This is a genomic window from Pseudomonas sp. 44 R 15 (assembly GCF_900004965.1).
GTDB lineage: Bacteria > Pseudomonadota > Gammaproteobacteria > Pseudomonadales > Pseudomonadaceae > Aquipseudomonas > Aquipseudomonas orientalis_A.
Map to the genome: position 1 here is coordinate 63,524 of NZ_CVTU01000098.1, position 16,994 is coordinate 80,517.

The window sequence follows — 16,994 nt, forward strand, 5'->3', positions numbered from 1 at the left end:
AGGAATATCCAGCAAGGCATATTCCTTAAGGTTATTTATTTATGGTTTTAAGAACATTTACTGCATAAGAGATAGCCTTTATAAGGAGTCGACCTAATGCATAGCCAATGCATTTCCCGGATATTTTTGATGTGAAAAATGCATATCGACCTGCGCCAACTTCGCCACTTCATCGCCCTCGCCGAACAACGCAGTTTCGTCGCGGCGGCGTTGACGGTGAACCTGTCGCAATCGGCCTTCAGCCGCAGCATCCAGGCGCTGGAACACAGCACCGGCTGCCAGTTGGTCGACCGTGGGCGCAAAGACCTGGCGCCGACCAAACAAGGCCAGGTGCTGCTCGAACATGCCCGGCGCCTGGTCAGCGGCGCGCAGCAACTGGCCAATGAGATCAGCCAGTTCAAAGGCCTGGAGGCCGGCGAGTTGCGCTTCGGTTGCGGCCCGGCGCCGGCCGGTGGCTTGATCCCCCGCGCCATCGGCAGTTTTATCGGGCGCTACCCCAAGGCCCGCGTACAGTTCCAGGTGGACGACTGGGAAAGCCTGAGCAAACGCCTGCTCAGTGAAGAGTTCGAGTTTTTCGTCGCCGACACCCGCCACTTCGAAGCCAACCCCGACTACCACACCCACCGCCTGCGCTCACGCCGCTGGTATTTCTGCTGCCGCATCGGGCACCCCCTCGCCACCCACGACAGCGTCAGCCCCGTCGAACTGATGAGCTACCCGCTGGCCGTGACCATCCGCCCGCCGAACCTGCGCAAAGTCATCGTCGACCTCAGCGGCCGACCGGATTACCAGCCCAACGTCGAATGCGAAAACGGCTACAGTCTGCTGGGCGTGGTACTGCGCTCGGACGCCATCGGCATCGTCAGCGCCAACAGCGACATGCTGCACATGGCCCGGGGCGAGTTGGTGTGTTTGAAGATTGATGGCCTGGATGAAAACCTGGAGGAGCGTTACACCCGCTACGGGATTGTCAGCCGTGCGGGGTATCGGCTGTCGCCGTTGGCGGAGGCGATGATTGAGCAGATCAAGGAAGTGGATGAGCTGGATGAAGATAGTTATACGCTTGAGAATATCGCGGTCTGAACCGACGCCATCGGGGGCAAGCCCCCTCCCACATCTGGAATGCATTTCAAGTGTGGGAGGGGGCTTGCCCCCGATGGCGCCGGTAGCAACACCCATGCATTCATTGCATGAAACCCAGACCTCAAATGCACTTGCCAGCGCCCCACCCAAACAGCGAAAAAACCTCACCTATCTTCCATCCGGTGAGCCTCCATGTCCCAACCCCAACCCGTACGCAACGTGCTCTACATCATGTGCGACCAACTTCGCCGCGATTACCTGTCGTGCTACGGCCACACCCATTTGCACACCCCGAACATCGACCGCCTCGCCGCAGCAGGCGTGCGTTTCAGCCGCGCCTACACCCAGGGCACCATCTGCGGTCCGTCGCGGATGTCGGCCTACACCGGGCGCTATGTCAGCAGCCATCAGGTGGCGTGGAACGCCGTACCGCTGCCCCTGGAGGAACTGACCATCGGCGACTACCTGCGCCCCCACGGCATCCGCACCGCGCTGGTGGGCAAGACCCACGCCACGCCAAACCTGGATGCCCTGCAGCGGCTGAATATCGACCCCGAAAGCGCCCAGGCCGAGGTGCTGAACGAAGTGGGCTTCGACACTTATTTCCGTCACGACGGCATCTACCCCGACAGCCCGCTGTTCGAGGACAAACGCGAGTCCGCGCCCTACACCCATTACCTGCGCGAGCAGGGCTACAGCGGCAGCAACCCGTGGCATGAATGGGCCAATGCCGCGCAAGGTGAAAACGGCGAAGTGCTCAGCGGCTGGCACATGCGCAATGCCGGGTTGCCGGCGCGGGTTGCCGAGCAGCACTCGGAAACCGTCTACACCACCGACCGCGCCATCGACTTTATCCAGGAGCAGGCCGAACAACCCTGGTGCCTGCACCTGTCCTATATCAAGCCGCACTGGCCCTATATCGCCCCGGCGCCGTACCACGCGCTGTATGGCGCCGAGCATATCCAGGCGCCGATTCAACCGGCGCACACCAGCGATCACCCGGTGTACCAGGCGTTTCGTCAACACCAGGAGAGCCTGAACTTCTCCCGCGACGAGGTGCGGCTCACGGTGATTCCAACCTACATGGGGCTGATCAAACAGATCGACGACCAGCTCGGGCGGCTGTTCGATTTCCTGCAAAGCAACGGGCGCTGGGATGACACGCTGATTGTGTTCACCAGCGACCACGGCGACTTCCTCGGCGACCACTTCCTCGGTGAAAAGGAATTCCTGCTCGAACCTGCCGTGGGCATTCCCCTGATCGTGCGCGACCCGCGTACCAGTGCCGATATCAGCCGTGGCTCGGTGGACGCGCGCCTGGTAGAGACCATCGACGCGCTGCCAACCTTCCTCGACGCCCTGGGCCTGCCTGCCGCCGAGCACCGCCTGGAAGGCCGCTCGCTGATCCCGCTGCTGCACGGTGAACCGACGCCTTGGCGTGACTATGCGATTGCCGAGTACGACTACGCCTTCCAGGCCCCCGCCCGCGAGCGCCTGGGCCAGCCGATCGACCGTTGCCGCATGACCATGGTGCGCAGCGAGCGCTGGAAATACCTGGCCTATGACGGCTTCCGCCCGCAGCTGTTCGACCTGCACAACGACCCGCAGGAAGTACACGACCTGGGCGCCGACCCGGCCTATGCCGACGTGCGCGAGGTGCATGTGGGTTATCTGTTCGACTGGCTGCGCGGGTTGAAGCGGCGAACCACCATCAGCCACACCGAGATCGAAGTGCGTGGCCAATGGTTTCGCTACGGTGAGCCGGAGGCGGAGAAGGTGGTGCAGATTGGCGTCTGGTAGAACGATGCAAATCACTGTGGGAGGGGGCTTGCCCCCGATGGCGGTGTGTCAGCAACTGAAAGGTTGACTGACACTCAGCTATCGGGGGCAAGCCCCCTCCCACATTTTAATCTGCAACCTGACTTAGAGACCTTTCGTGGTTCTGCTGGTTTGCCCCTGCACGCCCACCGGCACATCGCCCTTGAGCGTCACCCGGCGCACGATACGCTCCTGGGTGCCGTAGTCGTCCACCGCGTAATGCTGGGTGGCGCGGTTGTCCCAGATCGCTACGTCGCCGCTGTTCCAGCGCCAGCGCACGGTGTTTTCCAGGCGGGTAACGTGGCTTTGCAACAGGTTGAACAGTTGCGTCGAGTCGGCCTGGGAGTAGCCTTTGAGGCGCTTGACGAAGTGCCCCAGCAGCAGGGTTTTCTCACCGCTGACCGGGTGCACGCGCACCACCGGATGCTCGGTTTCATACACCGTCGAGGTGAACACCTTGCGGTACTCCTCGAGCCGCTCCACCGCCACATCCGGCTTGAGCGCGGCGTAGTCGTATTCGTTGCTGTGGATGGCCCAGAGGTTATCCGCCAGGGCGCGCAGCTCGACGCTGAGGTCGTTGTAGGCCGCCGACGTGTTGGCCCACACGGTGTCGCCACCGGATGCGGGCGCCAGCACCGAACGCAGGATCGAAGCCTTGGGGTAGGCATCGACGAAGGTCACGTCGGTGTGCCAGGAGTTGGCGCGCTGGCCGCGCGTGCCGTCCAGCTCCATCAGGAAACGCGTGCCGTCACGCACCGGCACGGTCGGGTGGGCAATCGGCTCGCCGAGCAGATGGGCGAAGGCTTCCTGGCTCTGGTCGTCGAGGTGGGACTGTTCGCGAAAGAAGATCACCTTGTACTGCACCAGCGCTTGCTGGATGGCGTCGACAGTGGCGGCATCGAGATGACCGGACAGTTTGATGCCACGGATCTCGGCGCCGATGCGGCCGGCGACCGGATGAATGTCCAGTGCCTGGGCGATGGGTTGAACAGCTAATGCGGCGTTGCTCATTGTGGTGACCCTCATGTGCCTGCGGATGGTGGAACGCTCGCCGGCAACGCTCTATTCATATGCATTTTAGATCTAGCAAATGAACTAATGCTTCGTTGACGGAATAAGAGCTTGCATTTAAAACCTCAGCTCCGTCGCTCGCAAATGCCTTCGACCTATTTTTCAAATGCCGGGAATGCATATGGATCTGCGTCAACTGCGCTACTTCATTGCCCTCAACGAACACCGCAGTTTCGTACGCGCGGCGGACGCCATGGGCATCACTCAACCGGCGTTCAGCCGCAGTATCCAGGGGCTGGAACAGGAGTTCGGCTGCGTGCTGGTCGACCGTGGCCACAAGGACCTGCGCCCTACGCCCGAAGGCCAGGTGGTACTGCAGCACGCCCTGAGCCTGGTGCATGGCGCCGCCTTGCTGAGCAGTGAAGTCACGCGCATGACCAAGCTCGATGCCGGCGACCTGCGCTTCGGCTGCGGCCCGGCGCCGGCGGTCAAGCTGGTGCCGGATGCGGTGGCGCGGTTTATCGGCGCGCACCCGAAAATCCGCACCAGTTTCCAAGTGGATAACTGGGAAAAACTCAGCCGCGCCCTGAGCCGCGAGGAGATCGAATTCTTCATTGCCGACATCCGTCAGTTCGAAGCCGACCCGAACTTCCAGACCCGAGCGCTGACCGCCAAGCGCGGCGTGTTTTTCTGCCGCCCGGGGCACCCGCTGCTGGCCAAGGACAGCCTGTCGACCAATGACATGTTCGACTACCCGCTGGCGGCGCCGCTGATCTCCCAGGGCATTCGCAAACTGCTGGCAAACCTGAGCGGGCGCATGGATTTTTCGCCGAGCATCCAGACCGAACACTTCCCGGCGCTGGTGAAAATCGTGCTGCAGTCCAACGCCATTGGCGTGGGCACCGAGGAAGCGTTCGCCGAGGACATCGCCAGCGGCACGCTGGTGCTGCTGCACTGGCGCAACCTGCCGCAGAACATGGAGACCCTGAGTGCGCGGTGCGGGATCGTCAGCCGCACGGGGGCGCGGTTGTCGCCGGCGGCTAAAGCGATGATTGAGGTGTTGGTGGAGGTCGACAGGCAGGAGGTGAGTGTGGCGGTCTGAACGGCCTCATCGGGCCATAGGTATCTACACAACTCAGCAGCGCCCACCCGTAACCACGATGCGAAGCGAGCCGCTCTTGATCTTGATCTGCTTTTGATCTCAGGCGCCCCGTCAAACCACGCTGGCCGAACGCAGGCTTGAATCCGTGGGTAACCCGGCAGGACGCCGGGTTAGCCGCCCCGCGCCATGGATGGCGCGTGGCGGCGGCCCACGGATTCAAGCCTGCGTTCGGGCACACCGAGCCTAAGCGAGGTGCCGAGTGGTGGGGCAAGAGCGTTTTGCTTACTTTTGCGCTTTTCAAAAGTGAGCCGCTGTAAAAGCGGAACCATTAGCAGCCGTTACCGCAGAAACGGATATGTACTCGGTCTGATCCAACATCCTGGTCGGCCCCGAGGCCGCCATCGGGGGCAAGCCCCCTCCCACAGTTGAACTGTGAATACCTTCAAAGTGTGGGAGGGGGCTTGCCCCCGATAGCTATAGCCCAGGCACCACTGGACTCAAAGCCCCGCCGCAGCCAACCCAGGCGCCACCCAATCACTCACCTGAAACGACCGACGAATCAACTTCTCCCTGGAAGCCAGATCCACCGCATCCTGTAACTTGCCCAGGAACACCGGGTCCAGCGTCGCCGGGAAAATCTGGCTGAGCTGCTGGTCCTTCAAGTCATTGCTCAGGATCACTGGCGGATAACTGGCCAGCCCCGACACCAGCTCGATGTAGGCCTGTTTGTTATTGTCATCGGTCAACCATTGCACCGCCTGCTGCTGGGCCTTGAGCAACTTGGCCACCGCGTCGGGATGCCCGTCGACAAACTGTTTGCTGCCCACCAATACCGCCTGGATGCTGCCGGCGCCGTTCAGGTCCTTGGTGGTCAGGGCGATCTCGGCCAGCCCCTTGGCTTGCAGCGCCGTGAGGTTCGAGCCGCCCCAGGTCGCATCGATCTGCTTGGCGGCCAACGCCGCACCGGCCGCGTTGTAATCCAGGTTGATGACTTTCAGGTCCTTTTCACTCAGGCCCTGGCTGGCCAATGCGCTGTCGAATGACAACTGGCTGGCCGTGCCGCGAAACACCGCGACGCGCTTGCCCTTGAGGTCGTGCAAGGTCTTGATGCCCGAGCCCGGCACCACGCCCAGGTACTGCTTGATGTCACGCGCGGTAGCGCTGAGCAGGCGGGTATCCAGCCCATTGGAACGGCCGATGATGGCCGCCAGGTCGCCGAGATAAGCGAGGTCCACCTGGCCATTGGCGAAGGCTTCATTGATCACCGGGCCCGCGCCCTTGAAGTAATTCCATTGAATCGTGATGCCCTGGTCGGCAAAGGCCTTTTCGAAGATCTGCTGTTGGCGCAACACATCAGTGATGCCGCCGCCGCTATGTTGGCTCCCGGCACTGAGGTCGGGCACGGCAATACGGATCTCCTTGAGCTCGGCGGCCTGCACCAGACCCGCCAGCGCGGTAGCGGCGAACAGCGTGATCAGACGTTTGAAGGGCAGTTTCATAAGGGCAGCTCCTGGTGGGCGACGGTCGCCTGGGGAGCTGAAAGTAGCCATAGGCAGATAGAAACTTTAAATACTATAAATTCACAATTTAATAACCTTTTGAACTATGCGAGACAAACCGCAGGCTGCAGCGGGCTATGCATAAACAGCATCGAAAATATTCTCCGAATGCATTGGATGCGTGCCGGGCACGGGCTTTAAATGGACTCTCTTATCGCACAATCATCTTGATTACGTTTTTATAAGATCGGAATCACATAACGAAAGGAAGGTCCCCGATGGCCCGGACCGCACGGTTAAGCCCGCCTCTGACAACCCCCACACTGCGCTGGCCGGCGCTCAGCCCCTGGCTGTTACCGCTGACGCTATTAGCCTTGTGGTGGCTGGCCAGCCGTCATCAGTGGATGAGCGAGCAAATCCTGCCGCCGCCTGCATTGGTGTGGAGCAGCGCCGTGGAACTGGCGGGCGGCGAGCTATGGAGCCACCTGGCGATCAGTGTGCAGCGCTTGTTCTGGGGCTTGCTGGCGGGCATCGGCGCCGGGGCGTTGCTCGGCGCCTGGCTGGGCTTCAGCGCGCGCGCCGAGCGCCTGGTGTTCCCCACGTTCAGTGCGTTGGCGCAAGTGCCGACCCTGGCGTGGATCCCGTTGTTCATGGTGTTTTTCGGCATCGGCGAAACCCTGAAACTGGTGGTGCTGGTCAAGGCGATCGTGGTACCCGTGACCCTGCATACGCTGGTTGGTGTACGCGATGCGCAGCCGCAGTTGCGTGAAGCCGCGCGCGTGCTGCGGCTGCCCACCCATCTGCTGATTCGCCGGCTGATTCTGCCCGCCGCACTGCCGGCGTTCATGGCCGGTGTGCGCCTGGCCCTGGCGGCCGGTTGGACGTCGCTGCTGGCGGTGGAGCTGCTGGCCTCCAGTGAAGGCATCGGCTACCTGATGGTGTGGGCACGCCAGTTGTTCATGCTCGACATCGTCTTTGTGTGCATCGTGGTCATCGGCGTGCTGGGCGTGGTGATGGACCGTGGCGTCGGCTGGCTGGATCGCAAATGGGTGCACTGGCCGCATCCGGCCACCGCGCACATCCGGCGCGGCCCGCGTTACCAGGGCTGGCAGCGCCTGCAGCCGTGGCTGCTGCCCATGGGGTTGCTGGCGCTGTGGCAAGTGGCGACGCAGCAGGGCTGGGTCGATGCGAATATCCTGGTGAGCCCATGGACTGTGCTGCAGACCACCGCCACGGGCGTCGTGGATGGGACGCTGTCGGGCGCGCTGGGCAAAAGCCTGGGGCGCACCCTGGGCGGCTTGGCATTGGGCGCCAGCCTGGGGTTTGCCATCGGCTTGTGGCTGGGCTTGTCACCGCGCAGCGAGCGAGTCCTCGGCCCTACCCTGGCCGCCTTGCGCCAGATCGCAATTTTCGCCTGGGTGCCGTTGCTCACGGCCTGGTTTGGCCTGGGGGAATTGGCCAAATGGGTGTTTATCGGCCTGGCGGCGTTTTTCCCGCTGTTTATCGCCACCCAGCGCAGCGTGTTGAACCTGTCACCGCAACTGAGCGAAGCCGCACAGGTGCTGCGCCTGAACCTGTTCCAACGGCTGCGCCGCCTGATACTGCCGGGCGCGGCGCCGGGCATTTTCGCCGGGCTGCGCCTGAGCCTGATCTACGCCTGGCTGGGCACCATCGGCGCGGAATACTTCATGCCGTCCAATGGCGGCATCGGCAGCCTGATGATCGGCGCCCAACAGCTGCTGCGCATGGATTTGATCATGAGCGGCATGCTGCTGGTCGGCCTTACCGGCGCCACCCTCAACCTTATCGGCCAACGCCTTGAAAGCCGCGTCACCGGCTGGAGACACGCATGAACGCACCGATTGTCAGCTTCAACCATGTGGGCAAGTCCTTCGAGGTGGATGGCGTCGAGCTGGAAGCCATCCGCGAATTCAACCTGGAGATTGCCGAGGGCGAATTTGTGGCGATTGTCGGTTCGAGCGGCTGCGGCAAGTCCACGCTTTTACGCTTGCTGGTGGGGCTGGATACGCAGTTTCGCGGGCAGATCCAGGTCGATGGCAAAGCCGTGAGCGGCATCGGCAGCGAACGCGGCATCGTGTTCCAGGAACACCGCTTGTTCCCCTGGCTGACGGTGGCGCAGAACATCGGCCTGGGCCTGGTCAATGAACCCTTGAGCGAGGCCGAGCGCAGCCGACGCATTGGCGACTTTATCGAACTGGTGGGCCTCACCGACTTCACCCGCGCCTATCCTCACCAACTGTCCGGCGGCATGGCGCAACGGGTGGCCATCGCTCGTGGCCTGGTGGCCAGCCCACGGATTCTGCTGCTGGACGAGCCGTTCGGCGCGCTGGATGCGCTGACCCGCCAGCAGATGCAGGACGAACTGCTGGCGATTCGCGCCCGCGCCAAAATCACTACGGTGCTGGTGACCCACGATGTGGAAGAGGCGATTTTCCTCGCCGACCGCGTGGTGGTGATGGAGCCCCGGCCCGGGCGGATCAAGCAGGTGGTCGAGATCGCCCTGCCCCATCCGCGCCAGCGCAGCAGTTTCGAGTTCCACCAATTGCGCGAAGAACTGCTGCATGAATTGATCAGCGACGATCACTACCAGCCACCGGTGCGCGAACAGATTCGCGACCTGCCGCTGGCATTCATTGCTTGCTGAACGCGAGGTCGCTGTCCGGTTGCTCTTCGCGTTCAAACCGATTGGCCCGCGCAAAGGTGCCGAAATCATTGAAGCGCACGCCCATCTCGGCCATGACCTTGTGCGCCACCCTGACCGTCATCTGGCGGATATAGAACGGCTCCTTCACCACGAAATGATGGATGCCGTGGGTGCTGCCGAAATTGAAACAGAACGCCTGCAACGGCCACATCCACCAAGGGTTGAGCACCTGGGTCTGCTGGATCACATTGCCCGGTTCCACATCGCCGTAGTAATGCATGTTGGAACTGACGAAGTGCAGGCAAAAGGTGCGCAGCACGTTGGGGCCAATGATCACCACCGCCGCGATATCGATCACCTGCATCATCTGCAGCGTCCCGGCTGACCAGTCGATGGGCGCGCCCACCAGACCGGCGATGCCGTTGGCGGCATGAAAGCCGAGGAAGATGTACCACGCGCCCCAATGCAGCAGCGCCAGCGGTGCGTACACCAGCAACACGCGCTTGAGGATGCTGAACCTGTGCGGCCAGGTCCTGGCGCGCAGCAGGCGGATCATGGCGGACATCATGTTGTCGCCCACCATCAGCAAGCGCGCGATGCCCCAGGGCTCGCCGTTGGTGATGGCACGCTCTTCCATATCGGCCTCGGTGCCGGAGACCTTGTGATGATTGAGGTGCAGGTGCCGGCGAATCCACGGGTTGATCGTGCTCGGCCGCGCCAGCCACACCAGGCCCATCATCAGGTTGTGGGGCACGCGCTGCTTGCGAAAGTACATGCTGTGGATCAGGTCGTGTTCCAGCTCATGGGTGAGTGAGGCAAAGAACGCATTGAGCAGCAGGCATACCCACCAGGCCATGTGACCGCTGATATACAGCGCCGCCGAACCGAGCATGCCGACCCATGCGAACGCCAGGATGCCCGCGCCCAGCGCGTCCTGATGCAGCAGCCAGGGGTGCCGTTGGCGCAGGCGCGCGCCCTCGGCCAGCACCACCTCGCGGATATGCGCCGAACGCTGTTGCGCGTTCATCTGCTGGGGACTTGCACAAGTACCGTCCATGCTTCCATTCTCTTGTGGAGTGATGCCTGCATCCTGCACCCAACCCTGGCGCAGGCCGCTAGCTCCGCACGCCAACCTGTTGACCGCAAGCGCCAATCGCCATGACTGAACCGACTTCCCTCGCCAGCTGGACCCGCGCCCTGCGCAAGCAACTCGAGGCCCTGGGCCTGGACAGCGCCGCGCTGTGCCTTGAGGCCGGGCTCGACCCGTTGCTGATGGACGACCCGAACGCACGCTACCCGTTGTCGGCCACCACGCGCCTGTGGGCACTGGCGGTGCAGGCCAGTGGCGATCCGGCGATTGGCTTGCGGGTGTCGCGGTTTGTCAGCCCCACGACCTTTCATGCATTGGGTTACGCGCTGGTGGCCAGCGGCAGTTTGCGCGAAGTGTTCGAACGCATCGTGCGCTATCACCAGGTGGTCAGCGATGCCCTGAGCCTGGAGTTGAGCCGACACGGCGACTGCTACCGTTTTCGCCTGCTGCAACCCGAAGGCAGCCCGGCGCCGGCGCTGGAAGCCATCGATGCGTTTGCGGCGATCTATGTGCGCACCTGCCGCAATCGCCTGGGGCGCGACTACGCACCGCTGGCGGTTTACCTGCAGCGCCCGGAACCGGTCGACCCCGCGCCCTGGCACACGGTGTTTCGCGCGCCGGTGTTCTTTGGCGCCGAGGAAGACCGCCTGGAGTTCGCCGCCCAGGACTTCGACAGCCACCTGGACGATGCCAACCCGGAGTTGGCCGAACACAATGAAACCGTGCTCAAGCGCACCCTGGCGCAACTGCAGCCGCTGACCTGGGAGCGCAAGGTGCGCGCCGCCATCGAGGCGCAACTGCCCGACGGCGAACCCGGCGCGGAGCGGATCGCCCAGGCGTTGCATTTGAGTCTGCGCAGCCTGCAGCGACACCTGGCGGATGAAGGTTGCCGGTTTGACGCGTTGCTCAATGAATGCCGGCAGAACCTGGCGCTGTTGCACCTGCGCGATCCGCAGTGTTCATTGGCCGAGATCAGTCATCTGCTGGGGTTTGCCGATACCAGCAGTTTCAACCGGGCGTTCAAGCGCTGGACGGGGATGACGCCGGGGCAGTTCAGGGATGGGTTGCGGTAGGTGAATGGGGGGTGTTTTTGAGGGCCTCATCGGGGGCAAGCCCCCTCCCACATTTGAACTGTGAATACATTTAAGTGTGGGAGGGGCGGTGCGACGATTCGACTTGCCCCCGATAGCGGTCTTTGAGGCTCTGCAAATCCCGGATCAATCACCGCCCCCGATCACGCCGCAACAATTTCCTCACCCGCGCCACCAACACTTTGGCGTCAAACGGCTTGAGCAAGTAATCGTCTTCATGCAATTCCAACCCACGCAGCCGATCTTCAATGCCGTCAGGCGTGGTCAGGAACAGCACCGGGGTTTCTCCGCGCTGGCGAATCGCCTGCTGCAACTTCCACGCATTCAGGCCCGGCAGCATCACGTCCAGGATCACCAGGTCGTACTCGGTGCTTTCCACAAAGCGCTGCGCCGCCATGCCGTTGGCCGCCACTTCCACGCCGAAACCCGCTTCGCTCAGGCCCTGGGCCATGCGTTGCGCCAGTTGCGGCTGGTCTTCCACTAACAACACCTGCATGCCTTACCTCTGGGTTTGATTACAAACCTGTCATCAAATTGTGCGGCTTTTGACCACGTCCACTGGCTACCGTGACGGCCTGCCTTTTGGAGCCCTCACCATGTTTCGCACTGCCTTGTTCCTGAGCCTCGCCGTGGCGACTGCCGCCCAGGCCACGCCGCAACTGCCACGCCACGCCGAGCTGGATCTGCGCACCGCGCGCCAATTGGCCGATGCCGGCCTGGCGCACTGCACCGCCGCGCTGACCGTGCTCGACCGTGGCGGCAACCTGTTGCTGAGCCTGCGCGCCGACGGCGTCGGCCCACACAACAGCCTCGCCAGCCAGCGCAAGGCCTACACGGCGTTGTCGAGCAAAACCCCGACCCGGCTGTTCGCCGAGCGCGCGCGCAACAACCCCGAGGCCGCCAACCTTAACAGCTTGCCCGAGTTGCTGTTGCTCGGCGGTGGCGTGCCGCTGTTTGCCGACGCCGAGCTGGTCGGCGCGCTGGGCATCGCCGGTGCCGGCGGCGCCGCGCAGGACGAAGCCTGCGCCGTGCAGGCCGCCGAACAACTGGGCCTGAAAATCACCCCATGATTACCCCTGTCAAAAAGGACTTCACGATGAAAACCCTCAGCATGACCCTCGCCGCCCTCAGCCTGAGCGGCCTGTGCACCCTGGCCATGGCCGCCGGCAACCCGCTGAGCGTGCATGTGCTCAACCTGGAAAACGGCCTGCCCAGCGCCGGCGTCAACGTCACCCTGGAAGAACACGTGGGCGACCAATGGCAATCGCTGTCCCAGGGCGTGACCAACGAACAGGGGCGCATCGCCGAACTGTTTCCCGCTGATCGCAGCATGAAGCCGGGCGAGTACCGCGTGGTGTTCAAGACCGGCGACTATTACAAGAAGGCCAACCGCGAAACCTTCTTCCCCGAAGTGCCGGTGATTTTCCAGGTCAAGCAGGCTGATCAGCACTACCACATCCCGCTGCTGCTCAGCCCTTATGGCTTCTCCACCTATCGCGGTTCATAGGCCGGCAGCCAGCCGCAGGCCATTGAGGTCGAGAATCTCGATGGCCCCGTAGCTCAGGCCGAGCACGCCCTGTTGCTCCAGTGCCCTGAGCAGGCTGTTGGTGGTCTGGCGCGACAGGCCGAGCATCGCCGCCAGGTCCTCTTGGGGCAGTTGCAACACCCGGCGCGCCTGCGTTCGCTCACCGTAGCCCTGAGCAATCATCAGCAGCCGATGGGCCAGCCGCGCCGACGCGGGCATCAGGCTCATCTGTTCGATATTGATCAACGACAGGCGCAGTTTGTGGCTCATCAACAGGGCCACATCGCGCCAATACGCCGGATGCCGCTCGAGCATGCCGAGCATCGCCGCCTGCGGCACCTGCGCCAGCGTGCAAAGGCCCGTGGCGAGTGCATCGTGGGTGCGCGGCAGGTTGTCGAACAGGCAGATCTCGCCGAACCAGTGAGGCGTCTCCACCAGGCTCAGCACCGCTTCCTTGCCCTGGGCATTCACCGCGCTGATGCGCACCGCCCCTTCCAGCACCGCATACAGGCCACACGGCGGATCGCCGCGCTTGAACAGAAACTGCCCCGCCGTCAGCGTGCGCACCCGCGCCGCCGCCAGCAGGCTATGCTGCAAGTCTGCAGGCAGATGGCCAAACCAGTGGCCGCCGGCCAGGTGCGCGTGCCATTTGCCTGTGTCCATGGGAACTCCGAAGATTGTCGCCCAGTTGACAGTTAGGCGCCGACTGACAGGGCATGATCAAACATCCTACAGGAGGAACAACAATGAAAAGCCTCGTCGACCACCTCAGTCAATACGCCGCCTACCACCGCGACCCACGCAATATCGCCAGCCATTTCATCGGCATTCCCTTGATCGTGGTAGCGGTGGCCGTGCTGCTGTCACGCCCCGAATGGACGGTGGGCGCGCTGTGGATTTCCCCGGCGGTGCTGCTGGCGCTGTTTTCGGCATGGTTTTACCTGCGCCTGGAACGGGCCCTGGGAATCTTGATGACGCTGCTGATGGGCTTGTCGGTATGGGCCGGCCACGTGCTGGCGGCGCAGAGCACGACCGTGTGGTTGAGCAGCGGTATCGGGATGTTTGTGGTGGGCTGGGTGATTCAGTTTGTCGGGCATTACTACGAAGGCCGGAAGCCGGCGTTCGTGGATGACGTATCCGGGCTGATCGTGGGGCCGTTGTTTGTGGTGGCGGAGCTGGCGTTTGCGCTGGGGTTGCGCCAGGCGCTGAAGCAGCAGATTGAGCAACGCTCAGGCCCGGTGGCACGCCGCGATCTCAAACCCAGCGGGATCTAAATGTGGGAGGGGGCTTACCCCCGATTGATCGTTCCCACGCTCTGCGTGGGAATGCAGCCCAGGACGCTCCGCGTCCAAAGCGTGACGCAGAGCGTCACCAGAGGCATTCCCACGCAGAGCGTGGGAACGATCGGTTCCGGAGTGTGCTCAGGCTTTTTGCCAGACCTTGGGTTTGAAGAACAGGGTCTCGCCACGGGTCAGGCCGGTCAGGCTGTCGTGGTCCTTCACCACTTCCGCTTCGATCAGCTCGGGCTGGCCTTCGACCTTCAGGGTCACGCGAGTAGTCGCGCCCAGCGGCCGGATGTCCCGTACCTCAGCTGCGTGGTGATCTTCAAGCTCATGCCGTGACAGCGACACCTCGTGCGGGCGGAACAGCAGGTGTTTGTCCTCGCCCAGATGCAAGCGGTTGGAGTCGCCCAGGAAGTGGTACACAAAGTCGCTGGCCGGGTTTTCGTAGACGTCGCCCGGTGAGCCGATCTGCTCGATCACGCCCTTGTTCATCACCACGATACGGTCGGCGACTTCCATGGCCTCTTCCTGGTCGTGGGTCACGAACACCGAGGTCAGGTTGATATCTTCATGCAGGCGCGCCAGCCAGCGGCGCAGCTCTTTGCGCACCTTGGCATCGAGGGCGCCGAAGGGTTCGTCCAGCAGCAGCACCTTGGGCTCCACCGCCAGGGCGCGGGCCAGGGCGATACGCTGGCGCTGGCCACCGGAGAGTTGTTCCGGGTAACGGTCAGACAGCCAGTCGAGCTGCACCATGTTCAGCAACTCGTGAACCTTGCTCGCGATCTGGCTTTCGGTCGGGCGCTGGTTTTTCGGCTTCATGCGCAGGCCGAAAGCAACGTTGTCGAACACGGTCATGTGGCGGAACAGCGCGTAGTGCTGGAACACAAAGCCCACATTGCGATCACGCACATCGTGACCGGAGACGTCCTCGCCGTGGAACACGATGCTGCCGGCGTCCGGGGTTTCCAGGCCTGCAATGATGCGCAGCAAGGTGGTCTTGCCGCAGCCGGAGGGGCCCAGCAACGCCACCAGCTCGCCACTCTGGATATCCAGGTTGATGCTGTCCAGGGCCTTGAAAGCGTTGAAGTTCTTGCTGACATTACGGACTTCGATCGACATGACTTATTCCTCACCGGCGCTGTTGCGCAGGCGGTTGATTCGGTTCTCGCTCCACTGCTTGAGCAGCAGGATGAAGAGCGCCAGGATCAGCAACAGGCTGGCCACCGCGAAGGCGGCGACGTGGTTGTATTCGTTGTAGAGAATCTCGACATGCAGCGGCAGCGTGTTGGTCACGCCGCGGATATGGCCGGACACCACCGACACCGCGCCGAACTCCCCCATGGCCCGCGCGGTGCAGAGCACCACGCCGTAGATCAGGCCCCACTTGATGTTCGGGACGGTGACATGCCAGAACATCTGCCAGCCGTTGGCACCGAGCAAGCGCGCGGCTTCTTCTTCCTGGGTGCCCTGCTCCTGCATCAGCGGGATCAGCTCACGGGCCACGAACGGCACGGTGACGAAGATGGTCGCCAGCACGATGCCGGGCAAGGCGAACACAATCTGGATGTCGTGGTCCTGCAACCAGGGGCCGAAAAAGCCCTGGGCGCCGAACATCAGCACGTAGACCAGGCCTGCAATCACCGGGGACACCGAGAACGGCAAGTCGATCAGCGTCACCAGGATGCTTTTGCCACGGAATGAATATTTGCTTACGCACCACGCGGCGCTGACGCCAAACACCAGGTTGAGCGGCACGGAGATCACCACGGCGATCACCGTGAGTTTCAACGCCGACAGCGCATCCGGTTCAAGGATCGCGGTGAAGAACGCGCCGAGGCCGTTCTTCAGGCCCTGGGACACCACGATCAGCAGCGGCAGCAGCAGGAACAGGGCAAACACCAGCCAGCCAAGGCCGATCAGGACGCGTCGCGAGGTCGCGCTGCCACGCCGGGCGGCGTTGGCCGAGGACGCGGCGGATATAGACGATTGGGACATGTTCCGCGCCTCCTTATGGACGTTCGATGCGCCGCTGCAACAAGTTGATCAGCAGCAGCAGGACAAAGGAAACCACCAGCATCAGCACCCCGATAGAGGTGGCGCCACGGTAGTCGTACTGGTCGAGTTTGACCATGATCAGCAACGGCAGGATTTCGGTTTTCATCGGCATGTTGCCGGCGATGAAAATCACCGAGCCGTACTCACCGACGCCCCGGGCGAACGCCAGCGCGAAACCGGTCAGCCAGGCCGGCAACAGGGCCGGTACGAGGATATGGCGGAACACTTGCAATGGCTTGGCGCCCAGGCAGGCGGCGGCTTCTTCGACTTCCCGCGGGATATCGGCCAGTACCGGCTGCACGGTGCGCACCACGAACGGCAAGGTCACGAAGGTCAGCGCCAGGGTGATACCCAGCGGCGTATAGGCGATCTTGAAACCCAGGTCGGCGGCGAACTGGCCCACCAGGCCGTTGGGCGCGTACAGCGCGGTCAGCGCGATACCGGCCACGGCGGTGGGCAAGGCGAACGGCAGGTCGATCATCGCATCGATGATCTTGCGGCCGGGGAAGGTGTAGCGCACCAGCACCCAGGCCAGCAGGGTGCCGATCACGCCGTTGATCAGCGCGGCGTACAAGGCGGTGCTGAAGCTCAATTTCAACGCCGCCAGCACGCGGGGTGCGGAAATGATGGCCCAGAACTGATCCCAGGTGAGTTGAGCGGCGTGCACAAACATCGCCGCCAGGGGGATGAGTACGATCAGGCTGAGGTACACCACGGTGTAGCCCAGCGTCAGCCCGAAGCCGGGTATGACGGGGGAAATACGACGCGACAT

The 16,994-nt window shown here is 62.9% G+C and carries 17 protein-coding genes; 9 read left to right on the top strand and 8 right to left on the bottom strand.

Annotated elements, in window-relative coordinates; genetic code table 11:
* Window positions 1-138 precede the first annotated feature (138 nt).
* Both BFP93_RS15945 and BFP93_RS15950 read left to right on the top strand, forming a co-directional pair.
* A complete protein-coding gene (locus BFP93_RS15945; RefSeq protein WP_065893826.1) occupies window positions 139-1,083 on the top strand; it encodes a LysR family transcriptional regulator in 945 nt (314 codons plus the stop codon).
* 192 nt (window positions 1,084-1,275) lie between these two features.
* A complete protein-coding gene (locus BFP93_RS15950) occupies window positions 1,276-2,883 on the top strand; it encodes an alkaline phosphatase family protein (protein WP_065893827.1) in 1,608 nt (535 codons plus the stop codon).
* Window positions 2,884-3,006: 123 nt separating this feature from the next.
* Here BFP93_RS15950 and BFP93_RS15955 read toward each other — a convergent pair whose 3' ends face one another.
* Complete coding sequence (locus BFP93_RS15955) at window positions 3,007-3,912, bottom strand: TauD/TfdA dioxygenase family protein (RefSeq protein WP_065893828.1); 906 nt, start codon at window positions 3,910-3,912, stop codon at window positions 3,007-3,009.
* A gap of 181 nt (window positions 3,913-4,093) precedes the next feature.
* Here BFP93_RS15955 and BFP93_RS15960 point away from each other — a divergent pair, with 181 nt between their 5' ends.
* Window positions 4,094-5,014 carry a LysR family transcriptional regulator gene (locus BFP93_RS15960; protein ID WP_065893829.1) on the top strand — a complete coding sequence of 307 codons (921 nt, stop codon included), beginning with the start codon at window positions 4,094-4,096 and terminating at the stop codon, window positions 5,012-5,014.
* Window positions 5,015-5,511: 497 nt separating this feature from the next.
* On the opposite strand, the gene BFP93_RS15965 is transcribed toward BFP93_RS15960, so the two are convergent.
* Window positions 5,512-6,513: an ABC transporter substrate-binding protein gene (locus tag BFP93_RS15965; RefSeq protein WP_065884686.1), complete on the bottom strand. Its 1,002-nt coding sequence runs from the start codon at window positions 6,511-6,513 to the stop codon at window positions 5,512-5,514.
* 278 nt (window positions 6,514-6,791) lie between these two features.
* On the opposite strand from BFP93_RS15965, the gene BFP93_RS15970 reads away from it, so the two are divergent.
* Together BFP93_RS15970 and BFP93_RS15975 are read left to right on the top strand one after the other, a co-directional pair.
* Complete coding sequence (locus BFP93_RS15970; RefSeq protein WP_065893830.1) at window positions 6,792-8,366, top strand: ABC transporter permease; 1,575 nt, start codon at window positions 6,792-6,794, stop codon at window positions 8,364-8,366.
* On the top strand, window positions 8,363-9,178 hold the full coding sequence (locus tag BFP93_RS15975; RefSeq protein WP_065893831.1) for an ABC transporter ATP-binding protein: 816 nt from the start codon (window positions 8,363-8,365) through the stop codon (window positions 9,176-9,178). The genes BFP93_RS15970 and BFP93_RS15975 overlap by 4 nt, the downstream gene beginning before the upstream one ends.
* Here BFP93_RS15975 and BFP93_RS15980 read toward each other — a convergent pair.
* On the bottom strand, window positions 9,165-10,235 hold the full coding sequence (locus BFP93_RS15980) for a fatty acid desaturase (protein WP_065893832.1): 1,071 nt from the start codon (window positions 10,233-10,235) through the stop codon (window positions 9,165-9,167). The two genes, BFP93_RS15975 and BFP93_RS15980, sit on opposite strands and share 14 nt — an antisense overlap.
* A gap of 101 nt (window positions 10,236-10,336) precedes the next feature.
* On the opposite strand from BFP93_RS15980, the gene BFP93_RS15985 reads away from it, so the two are divergent.
* The gene (locus tag BFP93_RS15985; protein ID WP_065893833.1) at window positions 10,337-11,341 is read left to right on the top strand and encodes an AraC family transcriptional regulator; all 1,005 of its coding nucleotides are present in this window, start codon (window positions 10,337-10,339) and stop codon (window positions 11,339-11,341) included.
* A gap of 148 nt (window positions 11,342-11,489) precedes the next feature.
* Here BFP93_RS15985 and BFP93_RS15990 read toward each other — a convergent pair whose 3' ends face one another.
* Entirely contained in the window at window positions 11,490-11,855 is a 366-nt protein-coding gene (locus tag BFP93_RS15990; protein ID WP_057725354.1) for a response regulator, read from the bottom strand.
* Window positions 11,856-11,955: 100 nt separating this feature from the next.
* Between BFP93_RS15990 and BFP93_RS15995 the strand changes: the two genes are divergently transcribed.
* Both BFP93_RS15995 and uraH read left to right on the top strand, forming a co-directional pair.
* Window positions 11,956-12,429, top strand: coding sequence for a GlcG/HbpS family heme-binding protein (locus BFP93_RS15995; RefSeq protein ID WP_057725353.1), 474 nt, complete (start codon window positions 11,956-11,958; stop codon window positions 12,427-12,429).
* Window positions 12,430-12,455: 26 nt separating this feature from the next.
* A complete protein-coding gene (uraH, locus tag BFP93_RS16000) occupies window positions 12,456-12,866 on the top strand; it encodes a hydroxyisourate hydrolase (RefSeq protein WP_065893859.1) in 411 nt (136 codons plus the stop codon).
* Here uraH and BFP93_RS16005 read toward each other — a convergent pair.
* Window positions 12,861-13,547 carry a Crp/Fnr family transcriptional regulator gene (locus tag BFP93_RS16005; RefSeq protein WP_065893834.1) on the bottom strand — a complete coding sequence of 229 codons (687 nt, stop codon included), beginning with the start codon at window positions 13,545-13,547 and terminating at the stop codon, window positions 12,861-12,863. The two genes, uraH and BFP93_RS16005, sit on opposite strands and share 6 nt — an antisense overlap.
* 83 nt (window positions 13,548-13,630) lie before the next feature.
* Here BFP93_RS16005 and BFP93_RS16010 point away from each other — a divergent pair, with 83 nt between their 5' ends.
* On the top strand, window positions 13,631-14,158 hold the full coding sequence (locus tag BFP93_RS16010) for an Mpo1 family 2-hydroxy fatty acid dioxygenase (protein ID WP_065893835.1): 528 nt from the start codon (window positions 13,631-13,633) through the stop codon (window positions 14,156-14,158).
* A gap of 147 nt (window positions 14,159-14,305) precedes the next feature.
* Here BFP93_RS16010 and BFP93_RS16015 read toward each other — a convergent pair whose 3' ends face one another.
* Genes BFP93_RS16015 through cysT form a run of 3 tightly spaced genes read right to left on the bottom strand, consistent with a single transcriptional unit; the run spans window position 14,306 to window position 16,994 of the window.
* The gene (locus BFP93_RS16015; RefSeq protein WP_057725349.1) at window positions 14,306-15,286 is read right to left on the bottom strand and encodes a sulfate/molybdate ABC transporter ATP-binding protein; all 981 of its coding nucleotides are present in this window, start codon (window positions 15,284-15,286) and stop codon (window positions 14,306-14,308) included.
* A 3-nt stretch (window positions 15,287-15,289) separates the two neighbouring features.
* Window positions 15,290-16,162: a sulfate ABC transporter permease subunit CysW gene (cysW, locus tag BFP93_RS16020; RefSeq protein ID WP_065883110.1), complete on the bottom strand. Its 873-nt coding sequence runs from the start codon at window positions 16,160-16,162 to the stop codon at window positions 15,290-15,292.
* Window positions 16,163-16,175: 13 nt separating this feature from the next.
* The gene (gene cysT / locus BFP93_RS16025; RefSeq protein ID WP_057725347.1) at window positions 16,176-16,994 is read right to left on the bottom strand and encodes a sulfate ABC transporter permease subunit CysT; all 819 of its coding nucleotides are present in this window, start codon (window positions 16,992-16,994) and stop codon (window positions 16,176-16,178) included.

Coding starts and splice junctions, on each gene's coding strand:
- cysT (WP_057725347.1), bottom strand. CDS start 16,994: ATGTCGCGTCGTATTTCCCCCGTCATACCCGGCTTCGGGCTGACGCTG.
- uraH (WP_065893859.1), top strand. CDS start 12,456: ATGAAAACCCTCAGCATGACCCTCGCCGCCCTCAGCCTGAGCGGCCTG.
- BFP93_RS15965 (WP_065884686.1), bottom strand. CDS start 6,513: ATGAAACTGCCCTTCAAACGTCTGATCACGCTGTTCGCCGCTACCGCG.
- BFP93_RS15985 (WP_065893833.1), top strand. CDS start 10,337: ATGACTGAACCGACTTCCCTCGCCAGCTGGACCCGCGCCCTGCGCAAG.
- BFP93_RS15995 (WP_057725353.1), top strand. CDS start 11,956: ATGTTTCGCACTGCCTTGTTCCTGAGCCTCGCCGTGGCGACTGCCGCC.
- BFP93_RS15980 (WP_065893832.1), bottom strand. CDS start 10,235: ATGGACGGTACTTGTGCAAGTCCCCAGCAGATGAACGCGCAACAGCGT.
- BFP93_RS15955 (WP_065893828.1), bottom strand. CDS start 3,912: ATGAGCAACGCCGCATTAGCTGTTCAACCCATCGCCCAGGCACTGGAC.
- BFP93_RS16010 (WP_065893835.1), top strand. CDS start 13,631: ATGAAAAGCCTCGTCGACCACCTCAGTCAATACGCCGCCTACCACCGC.
- cysW (WP_065883110.1), bottom strand. CDS start 16,162: ATGTCCCAATCGTCTATATCCGCCGCGTCCTCGGCCAACGCCGCCCGG.
- BFP93_RS16005 (WP_065893834.1), bottom strand. CDS start 13,547: ATGGACACAGGCAAATGGCACGCGCACCTGGCCGGCGGCCACTGGTTT.
- BFP93_RS15970 (WP_065893830.1), top strand. CDS start 6,792: ATGGCCCGGACCGCACGGTTAAGCCCGCCTCTGACAACCCCCACACTG.
- BFP93_RS15975 (WP_065893831.1), top strand. CDS start 8,363: ATGAACGCACCGATTGTCAGCTTCAACCATGTGGGCAAGTCCTTCGAG.
- BFP93_RS15960 (WP_065893829.1), top strand. CDS start 4,094: ATGGATCTGCGTCAACTGCGCTACTTCATTGCCCTCAACGAACACCGC.
- BFP93_RS15945 (WP_065893826.1), top strand. CDS start 139: ATGCATATCGACCTGCGCCAACTTCGCCACTTCATCGCCCTCGCCGAA.
- BFP93_RS15990 (WP_057725354.1), bottom strand. CDS start 11,855: ATGCAGGTGTTGTTAGTGGAAGACCAGCCGCAACTGGCGCAACGCATG.
- BFP93_RS16015 (WP_057725349.1), bottom strand. CDS start 15,286: ATGTCGATCGAAGTCCGTAATGTCAGCAAGAACTTCAACGCTTTCAAG.
- BFP93_RS15950 (WP_065893827.1), top strand. CDS start 1,276: ATGTCCCAACCCCAACCCGTACGCAACGTGCTCTACATCATGTGCGAC.